Below are 16,935 nucleotides of genomic sequence, written 5' to 3' on the forward strand. Positions count from 1 at the left end.
GCCGGTCAGAAAGCCACACAGGCTGACGTATCAACCCGCATAACCGAATCCTGAGCAAAACGCTGCTTGTAAATCGCCCTCAACGCTTCAATCCCCTGCTCACTGCTCCGATCCGTTGGGTGAATCAGCATCAGCGCTTTGCTGTCTTCACGCGCGAGTTTTCCATCGTTGCCCAGCCACTGCCCTTTCGCGTTAAATACCGTCAGGCCATCTTTAAAGCGCGGCGTAACGTCCTTATCAACAAACGTCTGCCATTCAGCCTCAGTAATCGCCTGCCCGTGCGGCCTGTTCAGGCCAAAATAGAGCGTTGTCTGCTGCATCGCCTCACCGGTCGCACATGTCGGTGTCGGTGCAGCTGTGCTCGTCACCTTGCCTGGCACACTGCATCCCGTGAGCGCTAAGAGTAAAAAAGAAGAATAAAATAAACGAGCAGACATGAACTCTCCTGGTAAATAACGATGGCGATCGAGTGGCCCGGCACTCAGGCCGGATTATTCTTAACATATTAATCTCTGGTTGATAAAACGTCAGCCGTTGCTCCGACTTTTGACTGAATACCTGTTAAGCCAGCGCCTGCGCCGTTATACTTCCGGCATCTTTCTCTTAAGCGAGTACGCAAAATGATCCGCAGTATGACCGCCTACGCCCGCCGCGAAACCAAAGGTGATTGGGGCAGCGCCGCCTGGGAGCTGCGTTCCGTAAACCAGCGCTATCTTGAAACGTATATCCGTCTGCCAGAACAATTCCGCGGGCTGGAACCGGCTATTCGCGAACGCATCCGCAATCGGCTGACTCGCGGTAAAGTGGAAGTGAATCTGCGTTTCGACGCCGATCCCAGTACGCAGAGTGCACTGGTACTGAATGAAAAGCTGGCAATCCAACTGGTACAAGCGGCTAACTGGGTCAAAATGCAAAGCGATGAGGGTGAAATTAACCCGGTAGATATTCTGCGCTGGCCCGGAGTGATGTCGGCTGAAGAGCAGGATCTGGATGCCATCTCAGCACAGCTATTAATTCTGCTCGATGGTGCCATTGACGACTTTATTGCTGCGCGTGAGGTCGAAGGTGCTGCACTGAAGGCACTTATTGAGCAGCGTCTGGAAGGCGTCAGTTCAGAAGTCAGCAAAGTTCGCACCCATATGCCAGATGTTCTTAAATGGCAGCGCGAGCGCCTGGTAGCCCGTCTGGAAGACGCGCAGGTACAGCTTGAAAATAACCGTCTGGAGCAGGAACTGGTGATGCTGGCACAGCGCGTAGACGTTGCGGAAGAGCTGGATCGCCTGGAAGCGCACGTGAAGGAAACCTATAACATCCTGAAGAAAAAAGAGGCGGTTGGCCGCCGTCTGGACTTTATGATGCAAGAGTTCAACCGTGAGTCCAATACGCTGGGTTCCAAATCGATTAATGCGGAAATCACCGCATCGGCCATTGAGTTGAAGGTGCTGATTGAGCAGATGCGCGAGCAGATTCAAAATATCGAGTAAATTCTTTTAAAGTCCACTGAGATACATAAGCCCATGTTAAATGGGCTTTTTTATTTAAATCATAGTCTATTAAAGACCACTTAGATACATTAAAAACCACCAATAAGTGGGGAGTAAAACGGGGAGCGCTTTTGCTTTACTAGTCTCATCTGGCAGTTTATAACCATATACCCCCCACGACGATTTTTAATCAGGATAGGTATATGGCCTCACTCACTGTCAGGACGGTTCAGGCTCTCATCAAAGCAGGAGAACCGGGGAAGTTTGGAGATGGGCGAGGCTTGTACCTGAAAGTCCCACAAAAAGGTGAGGCGTATTGGATGCTTCGATACACAATCGGCTCTAAGAGACGAGAACTCACACTTGGCAAGGTATCCCATCTATCTCTGTCTGAGGTACGTAGCCTCGCTGAGGATACTCGAAGAAAAGTTGCCACCGGAGATGATCCTATTGCTGAACGGAAACTTAACCGACCGAAGCAAATCACAACGGTAGATGGATTGTTTGAAGACTGGCACAAAGACCTGGTTAGGCGGTTGAAGCATCCACAAATCCCAGAAAGGGTATACAAGAAGGATATTGCCCCTACTATTGGTCAACTTTCTTTGACGAAGATAACCCCCATTGATATCCGGTCAATTCTGCAAAAAATTACAGATAGCGGAAGGCCAACCATTTCAAACGATGCCCTACTCTACATGAAGCAACTCTTTGACCACGGCATTAAGCTTGGGCTGCTTCAGAGCAACCCAGCAATGGCGTTCAAGGTCAATGATGCAGGTGGAATCGAAAAAAGCAGAGAAAGAGCATTAAGTCTGGAAGAAATTGGTCAGGTGTTTAAAGTTTTCAGAGAACACTCTGACAGCTTCTCTCGTGATAACTACCTTGCCTGTGCTCTGCTACTACTCCTTGCTGTTCGCAAAAGTGAGCTAACCGAGGCTCCTTGGGCAGAATTCGATTTGGATGAGAAAAAATGGTCTTTACCAAAAGAAAGGAGTAAGTCAGGAGTGGGCATTGTGATTCCGCTACCACCACTGGCAATTGAAATGTTAAAAGAGCTAAAGGTCAGAGCTTTTGGTTCTGATTATGTCTTTCCTAACCGCAGATCCAGTAAGAATCTACATATGGGAAAAGATACCCTCAACAGGGCGATAGCCAAGCTATTCGGGGTAGAACCGGGTAAGAGGAAGCAACCACCTAATGTAATGGGTAATATTGAATATTTCACAGTCCATGACTTACGAAGGACTTGCAGAAGTTTACTTGCATCACTGTCTGTTCCCCCACATGTCGCAGAAAGATGTCTGAACCACAAGCTGAAGGGTGTAGAAGCTATTTATGACAGATATGATTACTTTGAAGAAAGAAAAGATGCTCTTAAGAAGTTAGCTGGAACATTTGAAAAATATACTAAGAATAGCTGTTAGCAAAAGGAAAAACCGTCATGATGAAGAATGAAGTCTTGTTAAAAAAACTTACGGATTTATTGAGTACTCATGCTTACACAATGAAAAACTTGACAGCAATTGGTTTGAATGATGGAGCAGTGCTATCTGAAGATCTTTATTTAAAAATTGGAAATAATCTATTTGGTATAAGTTTAACAAACACAAATATTGATAAAATAAATCAGGATACAATAGATTTATACGATGAAAAAGAGAGTATCGCAATACAAGTTACCGTAAGGACAGATAAAGTAAAAATACAATCAACGATTGATAATTTTATTAAGAAAAACCATTATCTGAAATACAATAAACTATATTTTCTAATTATCGATAATGGTAGAAAAGAAGATTATTATAAAGGTACCTTTAACACAGAAAATAAATTTGATTTTAACATTGAAAATAATGTATTTCTTATAAGAGACATAATAGCAAAAGCTAGGGGTTTAGATATAAACTCTTTAGACACTTTAGTCTCAAATGTTAGTGAATACATTGATTTTCCGAGCACAAAAAAATCAGAAAGAACTGAATTATGGAATCGTATTAGCACTTTATCAAATCATGTAAATTACGCACTTGAACCAGACCCTACAGGATTGAGAGTTTACGACCCTGTTCAAGAGCTTGAAAATTCATTAAAAGCGATTTCAGAATTGTTATTATTTTTAAGAATGAACAGAATTCATTTGGATACTGACATCATAAATTCTGTCAATGAAATTATAGCAAATGCATCAGACACAATTGATTTTACACGAATATACACAAAGCGCAGAAATCCAGGTTCGGATATATCGCTGCAAGACTGGATAAATGCAACGAATAAAAAAGACATATTCAATAAAACAGTATCAAAAATAGAGGGGTTGTTAAGACAAAATACATAGCCCTACAAATGATAAAAAGGGGATTAAATGAAATACAAAATAAATATAAGATGGGAGGAAACAAACATCCATTTTACAAAGCATAAAACTATTAATTATAAAAATAAAACATTTTTCTTTAAATTAGAAAACAATATAATTTATAGGAAGAGTGGTAATTTCCCTGTTATTGAAAACGAGCCAGACAATACCTTATTCATTGTATCAAAGGTAGATAATAACAATTATATTTTGGAAAGCACAGGGATACATAAGGATGAGTATTTTGACATTGAACAAAAAGTGTTGGATAAATTTAATAGTATGGCTTTCAAAGCAGGAATGACAAAAACGGAATTACGTTTTTTAACATCATGCCCGTCCTGCTTTATGTATAAATATATTATTGACGAGAAGGTTGATTTAGTCTTTGTAAGCATCCCATTAATAGATGATTTATATGACTTAAGTATTAATGCGCCGATACCATTGATTAACATCACAAAAATGGAAACATGAGCAATAATCTTTAAAAGATACTCAATTATATCATGCCTAAATCAATAACATTCAGCTCCTAAAAATACATGGCAAGAGGTATTGTTGCGAAGCTATATTATGTTGTCCACTACTATACCTATTACCAATCCAAGTAAGAAATTCAAAATCGGAGCTTGGTAGGATTTCGTTCACGTCAGGTCTGAGAGCTTTTGAACAACTTGAAGACGTTGACGTTCTTTTCATAAAATATAAAATACACCATAATCAATGAGTTAAGTACTTATTGTTTGAATTCATCTTATGGGATGAAAAAAATTGAAACTCTGCTTCGTTATACGTAAATTACTAAGTTAGACAATTGATTACTTAACGTACATCTCTGGGACTTACCATAACTTCTTGAAATTATTAAAAAAAGGCAGGGAAGTAAATGAATTTTGATACTATACACATCAACAACCTTTTACTGGATTTAGACAACCCACGCTTTCCAAGAATTGTAGAAAGCCAACGAGAAGCAGTAAACTTAATGATTGAAATTCAATCAGTTAAGATTGAAGCTTTGGCAAAAGACATATCAGAATTTGGATTAGATCCTTCTGAGCGATTAATTGTTTATAAAAATGATCTTTCTGATAACCAAAAAGCATATACAGTAGCTGAAGGTAATCGTCGCCTAACGGCTTTGAAGCTCTTGCAGGAGCCAGAACTTTCAGATGATGAAAAGTTAAAATCGCGCATAAAAAAAATAATACAAATTAGTAATCAATTACCAAATGAAATTGATTGTGTTGTTTTTGACACTCCTGAAGATTTTGAACATTGGGTTAATTTAAAACACAGTGGACAAAATAATGGGGCAGGACGTGTTCGTTGGGATACAAAAGAACAAGAGAGATATCAGTCAAAAAATGGTAATTCATCATTTGGAAGCCAATTCTTAAAATTCTTGGAAAACGAAAAAAAACTTGAGGAAAAAGTCCCATCAGATTTTAGCATATTGAAAATCACGAATATTACTCGTTTATTAGGCGATCCAGATGTTAGGGAAGCACTTGGGCTTGAAGTAATCAATGCAAAATTGTTCTGTAGTCAAAATAAAGCAAGATTCATAGATGAAATATCAAAAATAATTAATGCTATGTTGGAAGTAGATGATAAGGGTAGGCCTATTTTTACCGTTAACAAAATAAGGCATAAAACTGATCGTCGTGATGTATTAAATGAGTTAAATATTACTAAACCTAACATAAAACTCAGAAAGCTGTGGGAATTATCTGATCCAAACTCTTATAAAGAAGATAATGAGGAGAAATATCATTCTAACTCATCATCAGATAATAAAAGTAATTCAAAGAACGATGAATATAAAAATAATAGTTCACAAAGTGAAACTACAGAATCAGAATCAAAACAAAAGAATGAAAACAAAGCTCATAACAGCAATAAGAAAGACGAACAAAGTGTTAAGCACAATCCCAATCGAAATAATTTGATACCAAGTAATGTAAAATATAATTTCGACAATAAGAAATGCAGGAAAATATATGATGAACTGAAAGGTAAATTAAGACATGATGAATGCCCGATGTCCATTTCAGTCCTATTTAGAGCATTTTTAGAATTATCTTTGATTTGCTATTTAGATAAAAACAATATTAATCTAAAAAAACAACAACAAGGACTTCATGATAAAGTCGTTGCTGTAAGTAATGATCTTAAAGACAAAGGAATTCTAACAAATAGCCAGGTATCCTCAGTCCAGTCAGTATCTTCAAGCATAACGGTGAGCCAAGGTTCATTACAGCAATACATGCATAATAAAGACACGCTTCCTGATAAAAGCTCGTTAAACACCCAGTTTGACAATCTCCATTGTCTCTTCTCGGCAATATGGAAATGAGACAACCCCTCGCCTTTCAAGCGAGGGGTGCCACACACAAATGGATATGTTATAATGACTAAAAATCATACTTAATCAACGGTAAAAAATGGCATTCTATACACCTTTAAGATATCCAGGCGGTAAAGGTAAGCTTGCTTATTACTTAAAAGGGATTATCAAGCATAACTCCCTTTTGGATTGCCATTACATTGAACCTTTTGCTGGTGGAGCTGGTGTCGCACTCGAACTCTTGATGCAAGAATATGTCCATAAAGTTACGATTAACGATTATGATCCGGCCATATATTCATTCTGGCACTCAATTTTAAATAATTGTGAAGAATTTTGTGAAAAAATTCATCAGACAGAAGTTTCAATGAATACTTGGTACGAGCAAAAGGAAATATTAAGCGCAAACAGCTATGATGATCTCCTTTCATTAGGCTTTGCTGCATTTTTTATGAACAGAACAAACCGTTCTGGAATATTGAATGCCGGAGTTATTGGTGGAAAGGCTCAAGCTGGTAAATGGAAACTTGACGTAAGATTCAACAAAGAAGACTTAGTTAATAGAATAAAAAGAATAGCAGCATATAAAGATAGGATAATAATACAGAACAAGGACACCTTGGATTTACTAATAGATTTAAGCATAAAGTCGCATGAAAATACGCTTATGTATTTAGATCCTCCTTATTATGTTAAAGGACAGGAACTTTATAGAAACTTCTATGAACATCAGGATCATGTTGACATCAAAAATCAACTCTTAAAGATGCCAATCTTGCATTGGATTGCAACCTATGACAACACGGAGCAAATCAAAGAGATATACAAGGGACAAACAATAATTGATTTTGATCTGCAATATTCAGCACAATCTAAAAGAGTTGGCTCAGAAGTAATCATTTTCTCAAAGAATCTAAAAATTCCATCCGTGGAGTTAGGGAAGAAAAAAATTAAAGAGACCGTTTCTTAAATTTATAGAATGGTAGGATAAAATGATTAAGAATATAGATTTTGTTAGTTTTAAAAAGCTCAAAGGGATAAATCTTTCCTTCGACAGTCATCTAAACGTGATTTCTGGCACTAACGGCGCATGTAAAACAACATTACTTCATCTAATAAGCAATGCATTTCAAATGCCTACCGCAAGATCTAACCCGCATATAAATAGTAAGTGCATAAAAATAATAAAAGATATAAATAAAATAGCTAACCCTAAAATGGAAGCCATTGTTAAAGATTCAAAATATACTGATCCAGCAGATGGTATTAAAGGTAAGCTATTTAGTGTAAATTATTTAGATGATCAAACCCTTGATTTTAGAAAGCATAACTCTAAAGATGATAATTTAGCTCAACGATACGCTCTAAAACCAATGTATTCGAGAGGGAAGCCAAAAGAATCACTTCCTTCAAGACCCGTAATTTATTTAGGTTTATCAAGGTTATTCCCAATCGGAGAAACAAAAGACTCTGATATATCTATCCAAAGATCTAACCTTCCTGATGAATATAATAATTTGATCTCGAATATATATAAGGAGTTTTTAGGTTTCGAAATTAGTAATATAGCATCTAATAGTATTAATGATTTTAAGTCCGGCCCAGAATTCAAAACGAATAATCCTGATATAGATTCGAACACTATCTCTTCCGGGGAAGATAACCTTTTTATCATATTAAAAGCTTTGGTAAGCCTAAGATTCTATTACCAATCATTGACCGAATCGATTCATGACAAAGAAAGCATTCTCCTTATAGATGAATTTGATGCTACTCTTCACCCATATTTGCAAACTAAATTATTAGAAAAGATGAACGAATATGCGAAGGAATATAAAATACAAATATTCTTAACAACGCATAGCCTATCATTATTAAAATTTTCTTCTAATTCAAAAATAAAAATAACATATTTGATTAATGACCATAGTAATATAATAAGTTTAGAAGACCCAAGCTATATAAAAATAAAAATGTTTTTACAAAACAAAAGCAAGGATAGCACTTACAGTCGACACAAAATACCTGTATTTACCGAAGACCCAGAGGCACGCTATTTATTTAATGAGATTTTTAACTACTGGACGTCAAAAAGGCCTGAATTAGCAGCAGTAAGAGATTGTTTCCATCTCGTAGATTGTTCTATTGGTGCCAACAATTTAAAAACTATTTTCGATGATCCATTTCTTATGGAGACATCATTAAAGTCTATTTGTATATATGACGGTGATCATCAAGGTGATGTAAGAAAAAGCACAATTTCTCTCCCTGGGAAAAAATCCCCAGAGGAATTTATCCTTGAACATTGTGAGACCGTTCTAAAAGAAGATGATGCTTCATTTTGGCGTAATCCTGATATATATAACCTTGGTTTTACGAAAGATTATTATCTCACAGAAATTCAACCATTAATAAACACTATAAAAATGCAATATGAATCCATGAAAGAAAATAGTGAGTCTACTCATGGATACAAAAGAGCTAAATACAAAAAATTATTTAATGACCATAGAAATTACTTTACGATGATCACAAGAAATTGGATTGTCAGGGCTGAAAACCAAAAGGAATTAGAGTTCTTTTACAACGGTTTAAAGCAACTTTTTTATAAAGTCATGATACAAAACAATATTAGTAATGTAAAATGGACTACAGATTTTAACAGCATAGCCCAAGACTAAAAAATCAATATCTGTTTAAGCAAGGGCTAACTCATCGAAGCTACGCTTCTTTGAGTTCCCTTGTTTTTCGCCCTACGGTTGAAAAAGAAGAGCCGGGTCAAATTCAAAATATTGACATATCACATTTTTGAAATATAAATGTACAAAGTGCTGCAACGGAATTGCTCACAATAAAAGTAATACAAAACCTAATATACGAAAAGGAGCTTCTATGAAAGAAACTATAGGATTACCATTCTGTAAGAAAAACAACAAAGTCCCAGCTAAATCATTGCGTACTCATTGTGTCAGCGCCCGATTCAACCATGAAGAACTACAGCTTCTCGACACGAAACGCGGTGATAAAAGCAAGGGAGAGTGGCTTCGCTTAGCGTCCCTGGATAAGCTTCCTTTGTCCGTTCCTGCCATCAACTTAGAAGCCTGGAAATCTCTGAGCGAAATTTCACAGAAGCTGAACAAGCTTGTCGCTCATCTGGATAACAAAAGCCAGGGTAGCTCTCTGACGCAAACAGAACTATTCGCAGTGAAGCGCCAGATCTCTGAGCTTCGCATAAATCTTGTTGGTGCAGATCTATGGGGAGAAAGAAATGAATGAAAGGGATGCAAAAAATCAAAAGAGGAAAAACCTTTAACGGGCTAATTTCTTATTTATTAAAACCTGCTTCGCACCACAAATTAGATCCGAGTGTGGTTGGTGGCAATGTGATAGAAAGCTTCGCAGAAGCACTAAGTGCAGAGTTCAACGCTACGAAGCTCCTGCGCTCCGATGTCAGTAAACCTGTATGGCACAATTCTCTGCGTCTGCCTGCTGGTGAGAGTCTATCTATACAACGATGGAAAATGTTAGCCGATGACTATATGAAGCGTATGGGCTTCTCTGAAACGCATTTACGTGCATACGTGCTTCATGATGATAAAGATGGCCAACATATCCATATAGTAGCAAGCCGCATTGATGCAACATCCGGGAAGCTCTACTTAGGTAAAAATGAGAACCTTATCAGCACCCGTATCATCCAGGATCTTGAAAAAGACTACCAGCTAACACAAACCAAAGGTGCTGATGCACTAAAACCCTCTTCATCACCAGTAAAACGTAAAAAATCACGTAATGAAGCGATGCAGGAGAAAAGAACTGGCAAAAAATGCCCAAAAACAATCATACAAGAAGCTATAGATACGCTCATAACCAGCAAGATTTCAGAAGATGAGTTTGTGCAGCAGCTTGCAGCACAAAAGATAAAAGCAATTCCCAACAGGGCTTCAACCGGAAAAATGAACGGTTTTTCGTTTGAGTACGCCAACATTTCATTCAAGGCATCCCAATTAGGTAAAAAGTATTCATGGAAAAACTTAGAGCCGTTCATCATCATTGCTCCCCTTGCCGTAGATGACAGAAAAGCTTCCATTGCCTTCAATGCAACCAACCCAGAAGAAATTATCAGGATAGTGAAAGCTGATGCCGTAAGTTTTTTTGGTGGTATAGATGCAGAAAACACCCTGCTTCCTTTATCTGTCTTGCCTGTAGTAGATGATATCTATCAAGAGAAAGTTAAAACCACAGGTAAAAGCTATGTGGACGTAGCGATGCGATGGATAGAAACCATTCCTTTTATAGACACAATAGTCATCACCCTCAAAAAACTACGTAATCCATTGTTAAGGGCGTTTAAACAGCCTCCGAAGATTTTTTCGGCTACCCCCCTTTATATACACAATACCCCTCTTTCTGCTGTTGAAAAAACTATAAAATCAAACGTTTTTAGGTCGAAAATTTAGCATTATTTTTGCTGAAAGCAGCTATGCAATTGATTTTAGTATAATTAATCGATCGTCACAATCGATCGATTAATTACATATGATAGGCGAAACCTATCAGGATGAAAATATCGATCGGTACAAATGATTTGATAACTTTATAGCTTTGTACAAAATGTACTTTGAAGGAACTATCGGCTAATAGATTGATTTTACTAGCCTATTTACAATATCGTTATATCATACAGGAACAAACGTATGAAATTCTTCATGATGAAGCGTGTATTGCTGGCGATTGCACTCCCTATTATTGTTGCTTACTTTGGGGGTTCTAAAGTGATGTCAGTATATTGGGTTCCCATTTTTTTTATCAGCGCTATGTTATGTGCAACAGCTTTTGGTAAATATATTGTCAGGAAAAACAATGATGCGACATTCAATTACCTAAATGAAAACAATGATGGGATCTATCTTCATAAATTCAATGATTGTGAAATCCGGTTAGACACAAATAAACAAGAGATTTTCCTTAAAAATAGCGAAGGAGCAAATACATATTCTTTTGAGGAAATTAAAGAGTGGAGCTACAACATTACCTATGGTGGTGAAGTTGCAGGTACTGGATTAAGCAGTATCAGAGAAAACGGTAAAACATTAAGTCAAAACATCGCTGATACAGGTCTCTTTATCCGTGTAAAAGACGTTCGTAAACCAGAGTGGCATATCCAGTTCTATCCTCGTAATGATTCTTTTAATTCTCGTAAGGGCATTAATGATCTCAAAGCACAACTTAACCAATGGATGGAGATCTTTGACCAGAATTTGAATGCTGCATGAAATCAAAACACATCTTGCTTAAAACAGAGTCTATATCGAGGTAGATTCTGTTTAAGCATTTTTGTTATAGTTCGCTATATAGTTTACATTCTTATCTCTTAATGATTTTGCTAACACGGAACGATCATATTTTCTTTTTTCTGTTATAAAAACAGTTTCTGAATTAGCTTTATTCTTCATGATGAAGTGAATGAGTAATCCACACATTCTTCTTATTTTATCAGCATCGATTACTCTTTTTTCAACATTGTTAATAAAGCAGTAATAAGAGGTAAGCATAAAAGATAAAACAACATCTCTATTAGCTAACTCTATATTATCAATGTCATTTTTATACTTGATATAGAAACCAACACAAAAAAGGTAAGATTTATCAATTATATCTGATTCTGATAGTCCAGATTCTTCGAGTTTCTTCACGAAACGTTCAAAAAGAATTAGAAAACGTTCCATGCTATTTAGTTTTTCCATAATTTGCATCCTTGCAATTAATTATATCGTCCTGATATTGTATATCTACCATAAAATATCATTGAGTCAATAGGTATAACCTATCAATTGCATCTATCAATTTCAGGAAAGTAAGAATTTAGCTCGTTTTCTGTTATCCCTTTTAGATAACAACAATAATTTAGTTTAACATTTTCTTCATGCAAAACTTTATTAGCCATCTCTAATTCTTTAACTTTTATTTCGAGAGTGGCTATTCTTTTCTGTGCGGAGATTAGATTATCTGGCTTTTGTAAGCCTGTAGCTTCTCTTTTTAATACTTTTTTCTTAAATCTTAACGAGTCAACTATTTCTTTGTGTGTGTTTAGAGCTTGACGAGTAGGCCTCCTTCCTAACTTTCTAGATATAAGGGTACAGAGATTATCCCAAGTCAATTTATTTCTACTATCGTCCCAATTTGTTATACAACCTACAATATAATTAATCTCTCTTCTTGTTAAATGTTTCGCCATAAAAACCTCTCTAATTATTATTTATTCCTTTTAGGTGAATTAAATTATGATTAAGCCATCTTTCAGCACCATAAACGCCATCTTCTTTATCTTTATAATTTATTGAGATAAGTTTTTCAATTTTTTCTTTCAAAGAAGAATTTATATCTTCCAAATTTAAACCAGGGTATCTTGAACATGGAGTAATGGCATAATTATGCTGACAATAACCAATAGTAGAGAATAGATACGCACCATGAGTTAGATTCTCAAGCTTAATGACTTTAGATGCCTTGTTAATATCCCCGTCTAAATTTGGACATGAGTGAGGTTTTGTATCATCAATACCCAATGCTTTAACGAAAGATTGCATATGCTCTTTTGATGTGTGGTCATAATACTTGTTTTGATAGATGTTTCTCCTACCGGACCATCTTGCAATGTTTAGTTCACTCATACCGCCAAACTTAGCAAATGTATTCAACAAATGCCTTGGTTGATGTGAATGCATGGAAAAGGGTATTTCATGTTCATCATAAAACCCATGACGTTCAAAAATATTCTTATAAAGTTTGTTTACAGCAGAGTTTTTATTAATATCAGTCATAAAAAAGCTATATGTAGGTCGATACAATTTCCATTCATTAGTGTCTTTCATTGGATGTAATTGATGTTCATTTATCAAGCACAACGCATTGCTATATTTGGTTTTTGAATATTGATCCAAATATGGAAATTCTTTTGGCTTGAAACTACGAATCTCATTCCATAATGACTTTAATGTAAAATTAAAATCATATCGTATTAAGTTATTTATCCCATAATTTAAAACTAATCGTCTTAACTTATCTTTGCATTTTTCTCTTTCGGTTATATCATATCCTAATGCTTGGCACACCTCTATGACGGTTAGAGGCTTATTTGGATTGATATTAGGACATGTCGCTGTCATAAATACTTCTTCTTTTAAATTTTCATGCCATTGAGCTAATCCTCTTGCCTGCTCGGAAATGCGTCTTAATCTTGCTATAGCTTTCTTCGCAACTGGAACCATAGCAGTAGATATCCATTTTATATCTGCCCCAGCTCCTTTAGATGTATAAATCCTCAATCCATAACGAGCGATTCCTTCACTATCACTCTCAAATATTTCACAATCTTCTGAAAGAGATAAAATTTCGTTTATTCTGCATGGGGCACACATCAACAAAGCAAATATGGATGTAGTAAAAATGTCTTTTAAACTAAGCAAATGATCCTCTTTAGCAAAGATACTCGCTAAAGCCTCCATTGCCTTTAAATCAGAAAGTTTTCCATCTTTTCCAATAATTTCATCTATAGATTGCCTATCTGCTGATTTCTTAGCCCTGATAGGACTAACCCATTTCATGGTAAAAGATTTAACGAAATTATGGTTAATAAGAAATTTTGATATGCGCTCTAATGTCTTGCCAACTTTAGCAACAACTGAAATACTATATTTAGATTTTGAGATCCTTACTGCATTATCAAAGACCATTATGGTACAGTTAGTTATCTTAGCATTACCTGTCAACTGGATAAGCGACTTCTCGATTAGCTTTAAAGCTCTCATTTCTTCCTTAAGCTTTATTTTATTACCAAGAGCCTGATGGTAAATGATAAATGCTTTAGCAAAATCTAAAAAATCCGAATCTAATGTATCCTGTGGGCTTAAAATTCCTTTCTTGGCATCGAGTTTTCTAAATGTATAAAACCCCTTCCACACATTATTATTCCAATCGAAATCTGGGCCATAGACGTTAAGTTTGTTTCTACAAAAATTAATGAAATCACTGATGTTTTCTTCTGCTTTTGACTTTGAACTTTCAAAAATTAAATTTTTCATAATATCACCAACTGTTAAAATGTTTGCACTCAGTACAACCTTTAATTAATACATTTTTTTCTGTTCTACATCCTCGAATGTCGCTAACAAAAATATTAAGCAAAATGTCGCCTTCATAAGCTTGTTTACCCAAAAAAATGTCAGATATAGGCTGAAGATATTTAGATATCGCTTTATCTATGTCTATTACATTATCAGGAAGATTCTGAACATAGCAGCCTACACTTCCTGTTCCAGAATGGTCCAAAGACATAGCAATTGACGCTAAACTTTCACCGGACTTAGCCAGCATTGTGGCAAATGTGTATCGAAATCTGACTGAGCTAATTCGTATAATCTTCCCCGTTCTTGGAGAGACTAATTTCATTTTCTTAGACAATGATGCTATTGCACGATTCATTGATCCTGTAGTTATATGAAGATCTTCATTTTCTAAATAGTGTTCAATATCAATATCCCTGTCTAAATTTCGTAAGCTATATGTTGATAAGAAAAGAGGGATTTTATCAATGTTTTTATACTTTAATTCACATCCAAGATAATCAGAAATAATCTCAGTATTGATATCTAATATTTTGTGCAATGTGTCCCATAACGATTCATTTATTTCAACTTTTCTATAGCTACCTTTATTTACACCTCTCTGTTTTTTTCTTGGTATATTCAAATAATAAATATTATTTTCATTAAATAGATCTTTCCTTTTCAAGGCTGTTAATTGCGAAATCCTTCTTCCACTATGCAATAAAAGTTTTAGCATGGCGTAAGTATGGATACTTATTTTCCCTGTGTTATAAGCCTCTTCCGTAGCATTTGAAATACACTTTAACTCTTCAATATTAAAAGGTCCTTTATTGGGGTCCCTCATTTTTACAACATCACCATAGCCATATTTTTTTATTTTTATCTCATTAAATAGTTTAATGACTTTTGAATCTATCCCTGGAAAGTTTAATGAGTGCCATTTGTTTAGCATTACTTTTAATTTACTGAATTGATACAAACGATTTTTACCCAACCTAGCCATGAAGTTTAATATTAATGATTCATCTATATAATCTACTACCTGTTTATTAATCATCTTGTTAAAAGTATGGAACACATGCTCCGCATAACCATCACTTAACTCACTTACAAAATATGTCATTGTTTTTATAAAACCATCATATAGCCCTTCATTTAAATATTTTAGAGTTTCAGCAATATTCAGATTACAGTTTTTGCTTATTTTCCAGTTATCATCAAAGGTATTGACCTCATATCCAGAACTACTCAATATATAATCATTATTATACTTTTTTAATCTCGCTTTATTCATTTTGACCTCCACCTAAAAAATACTCTATTTTCATCTGCACCTTTCTCATCAATAAATTAGACTGCTCTATATTAAATTTATGGTTATAGAACTTTACTGTCCCTGAGTTTGGAGACCAACCCATTAAATAAGATCTAATCTCTTCAGGTTCAAAACTTACTCCTTCTTTTCGAAGATTTGATGATTCTTTAGAAAATACATAATTCCAAGTATGTCTAAGACGATGCCCTGAAAAATCATTCAAAGTTGGGTCTATTCGTTTTATTTTCATAATCATTTTCTCGTATGCAGATATGGTTAAAGGGAAACCACACTTCGATAAACTACCTTGACAGATAAACAAAAAATCATGTTTGTTTTTTTTAGAATATTTCTGCCTTTCACCAGTCATGTAATTATATATTTTACTTTCTAACCAATCGGAAAAATACAAGTCCCTATTGAGGGTTTTAACTAATGGTTGATTTAATCTATCATCGAATATATCGTCATGCCTTCGGACTATTTTTATAATCTTTTTCTCAAAATCTATATCACTGATTCTTAAATTGAGTAATTCTCCAGCACGAATGCCGAGGCAATACAACATAGTAATAATTAATTCATTTCGTGATTGAACAGATTTGCTAAAAGGATTTAATTCGGATTCTGGTTGTAAACACTTAAAAACCTTGACTATCTGCGAATCGCTTAATGACTTTTGAACTTTAGTATAGAAATCAAAATCTATTTGTTTCCTTGGTCTTCTTTCCCTAATACTATTTATAAACCTCGATATATCCTCACGGCGTTCGTAATCATACCTTATCAAATATTCACAGAGCCACTCTAAATAATTAGCAACAGTGCTTAGTCTGCTATATTTAGTATAATCCTTCAAAATATTACTATTGATATTAACAACCTTTCTTACCTTATGGCGTTTTGTCAGATATTGAGTTAAGTCATCAATTTCATAAGAAGTAAGAAATTTTCTTCCTAAAATCCTTTCCATTATATTCATGTTCTTTTCATCAAAAAAAGACTGCAACAAACCTAACACCTTAGCATTAGATTCAATTGTATTAATAGAAAGCCCTTTATTTCGAAAATTGGCGGTTAGATACATATTAGGATAAAATAATGGCTTTAATGTTTTTTTATTAATTAAGACACAATATCTTTCCCCGTTTTCGAAAATTGTTTTCCTCACACTATAAATGCACATACCCCCTCCTTTTAAATTTTACATTTAATAGATTGCTCTGGATATATATTTTATTAATTATAATTTTACAAATATTTTTATGATAGATTTATTATTAATACTATGATTTGAATAGAGAAAAAGAACT

General features: G+C 35.2%; 16 protein-coding genes. 10 read left to right on the forward strand and 6 right to left on the reverse strand.

The genetic code is table 11. The annotated features are described in order from the left end of the window. Window positions 1-5: 5 nt before the first annotated feature. Window positions 6-437: a DUF3574 domain-containing protein gene (locus JOE09_RS23905; protein WP_205067594.1), complete on the reverse strand. Its 432-nt coding sequence runs from the start codon at window positions 435-437 to the stop codon at window positions 6-8. A gap of 183 nt (window positions 438-620) precedes the next feature. On the opposite strand from JOE09_RS23905, the gene JOE09_RS23910 reads away from it, so the two are divergent. From JOE09_RS23910 to JOE09_RS23955, 10 genes are all read left to right on the forward strand, one after another. Next, complete coding sequence (locus JOE09_RS23910; RefSeq protein ID WP_200562133.1) at window positions 621-1,484, forward strand: YicC/YloC family endoribonuclease; 864 nt, start codon at window positions 621-623, stop codon at window positions 1,482-1,484. 203 nt (window positions 1,485-1,687) lie between these two features. Continuing rightward, window positions 1,688-2,911 carry a tyrosine-type recombinase/integrase gene (locus tag JOE09_RS23915; protein ID WP_205067595.1) on the forward strand — a complete coding sequence of 408 codons (1,224 nt, stop codon included), beginning with the start codon at window positions 1,688-1,690 and terminating at the stop codon, window positions 2,909-2,911. Between the two features lie 17 nt (window positions 2,912-2,928). Continuing rightward, complete coding sequence (locus JOE09_RS23920) at window positions 2,929-3,825, forward strand: SMEK domain-containing protein (protein WP_205067596.1); 897 nt, start codon at window positions 2,929-2,931, stop codon at window positions 3,823-3,825. Window positions 3,826-3,852: 27 nt separating this feature from the next. Then, on the forward strand, window positions 3,853-4,323 hold the full coding sequence (locus JOE09_RS23925; RefSeq protein WP_205067597.1) for a hypothetical protein: 471 nt from the start codon (window positions 3,853-3,855) through the stop codon (window positions 4,321-4,323). A gap of 412 nt (window positions 4,324-4,735) precedes the next feature. After that, the gene (locus tag JOE09_RS23930; RefSeq protein WP_046623977.1) at window positions 4,736-6,208 is read left to right on the forward strand and encodes a hypothetical protein; all 1,473 of its coding nucleotides are present in this window, start codon (window positions 4,736-4,738) and stop codon (window positions 6,206-6,208) included. An 88-nt stretch (window positions 6,209-6,296) separates the two neighbouring features. Next, on the forward strand, window positions 6,297-7,169 hold the full coding sequence (locus JOE09_RS23935; protein WP_021463360.1) for a DNA adenine methylase: 873 nt from the start codon (window positions 6,297-6,299) through the stop codon (window positions 7,167-7,169). Window positions 7,170-7,191: 22 nt separating this feature from the next. Continuing rightward, window positions 7,192-8,880 (forward strand): AAA family ATPase, encoded by a 1,689-nt coding sequence (locus JOE09_RS23940; protein WP_205067598.1) that lies wholly within the window; start codon window positions 7,192-7,194, stop codon window positions 8,878-8,880. 211 nt (window positions 8,881-9,091) lie between these two features. Beyond that, window positions 9,092-9,475 carry a hypothetical protein gene (locus JOE09_RS23945; RefSeq protein ID WP_205067599.1) on the forward strand — a complete coding sequence of 128 codons (384 nt, stop codon included), beginning with the start codon at window positions 9,092-9,094 and terminating at the stop codon, window positions 9,473-9,475. Then, the gene (locus JOE09_RS23950; protein WP_205067600.1) at window positions 9,472-10,659 is read left to right on the forward strand and encodes a relaxase/mobilization nuclease domain-containing protein; all 1,188 of its coding nucleotides are present in this window, start codon (window positions 9,472-9,474) and stop codon (window positions 10,657-10,659) included. The genes JOE09_RS23945 and JOE09_RS23950 overlap by 4 nt, the downstream gene beginning before the upstream one ends. A gap of 237 nt (window positions 10,660-10,896) precedes the next feature. Then, on the forward strand, window positions 10,897-11,475 hold the full coding sequence (locus JOE09_RS23955) for a DUF4755 domain-containing protein (RefSeq protein ID WP_205067601.1): 579 nt from the start codon (window positions 10,897-10,899) through the stop codon (window positions 11,473-11,475). A gap of 51 nt (window positions 11,476-11,526) precedes the next feature. On the opposite strand, the gene JOE09_RS23960 is transcribed toward JOE09_RS23955, so the two are convergent. The 5 genes from JOE09_RS23960 to JOE09_RS23980 form a co-directional block, all read right to left on the reverse strand. Continuing rightward, window positions 11,527-11,946 carry a hypothetical protein gene (locus tag JOE09_RS23960; protein ID WP_142470228.1) on the reverse strand — a complete coding sequence of 140 codons (420 nt, stop codon included), beginning with the start codon at window positions 11,944-11,946 and terminating at the stop codon, window positions 11,527-11,529. Between the two features lie 83 nt (window positions 11,947-12,029). Next, a complete protein-coding gene (locus tag JOE09_RS23965) occupies window positions 12,030-12,437 on the reverse strand; it encodes a hypothetical protein (protein ID WP_096960497.1) in 408 nt (135 codons plus the stop codon). Window positions 12,438-12,447: 10 nt separating this feature from the next. Further along, window positions 12,448-14,283, reverse strand: coding sequence for a DNA-binding protein (locus tag JOE09_RS23970; protein ID WP_205067602.1), 1,836 nt, complete (start codon window positions 14,281-14,283; stop codon window positions 12,448-12,450). Window positions 14,284-14,287: 4 nt separating this feature from the next. Continuing rightward, complete coding sequence (locus JOE09_RS23975; protein ID WP_205067603.1) at window positions 14,288-15,601, reverse strand: site-specific integrase; 1,314 nt, start codon at window positions 15,599-15,601, stop codon at window positions 14,288-14,290. After that, window positions 15,594-16,808, reverse strand: coding sequence for a tyrosine-type recombinase/integrase (locus tag JOE09_RS23980; RefSeq protein ID WP_142470231.1), 1,215 nt, complete (start codon window positions 16,806-16,808; stop codon window positions 15,594-15,596). The genes JOE09_RS23975 and JOE09_RS23980 overlap by 8 nt, the downstream gene beginning before the upstream one ends. Window positions 16,809-16,935 lie beyond the last annotated feature (127 nt).

Origin of the sequence: Pantoea coffeiphila (assembly GCF_016909495.1) — a bacterium.
In the GTDB taxonomy this organism is placed as follows: Bacteria; Pseudomonadota; Gammaproteobacteria; order Enterobacterales; family Enterobacteriaceae; genus Erwinia; species Erwinia coffeiphila.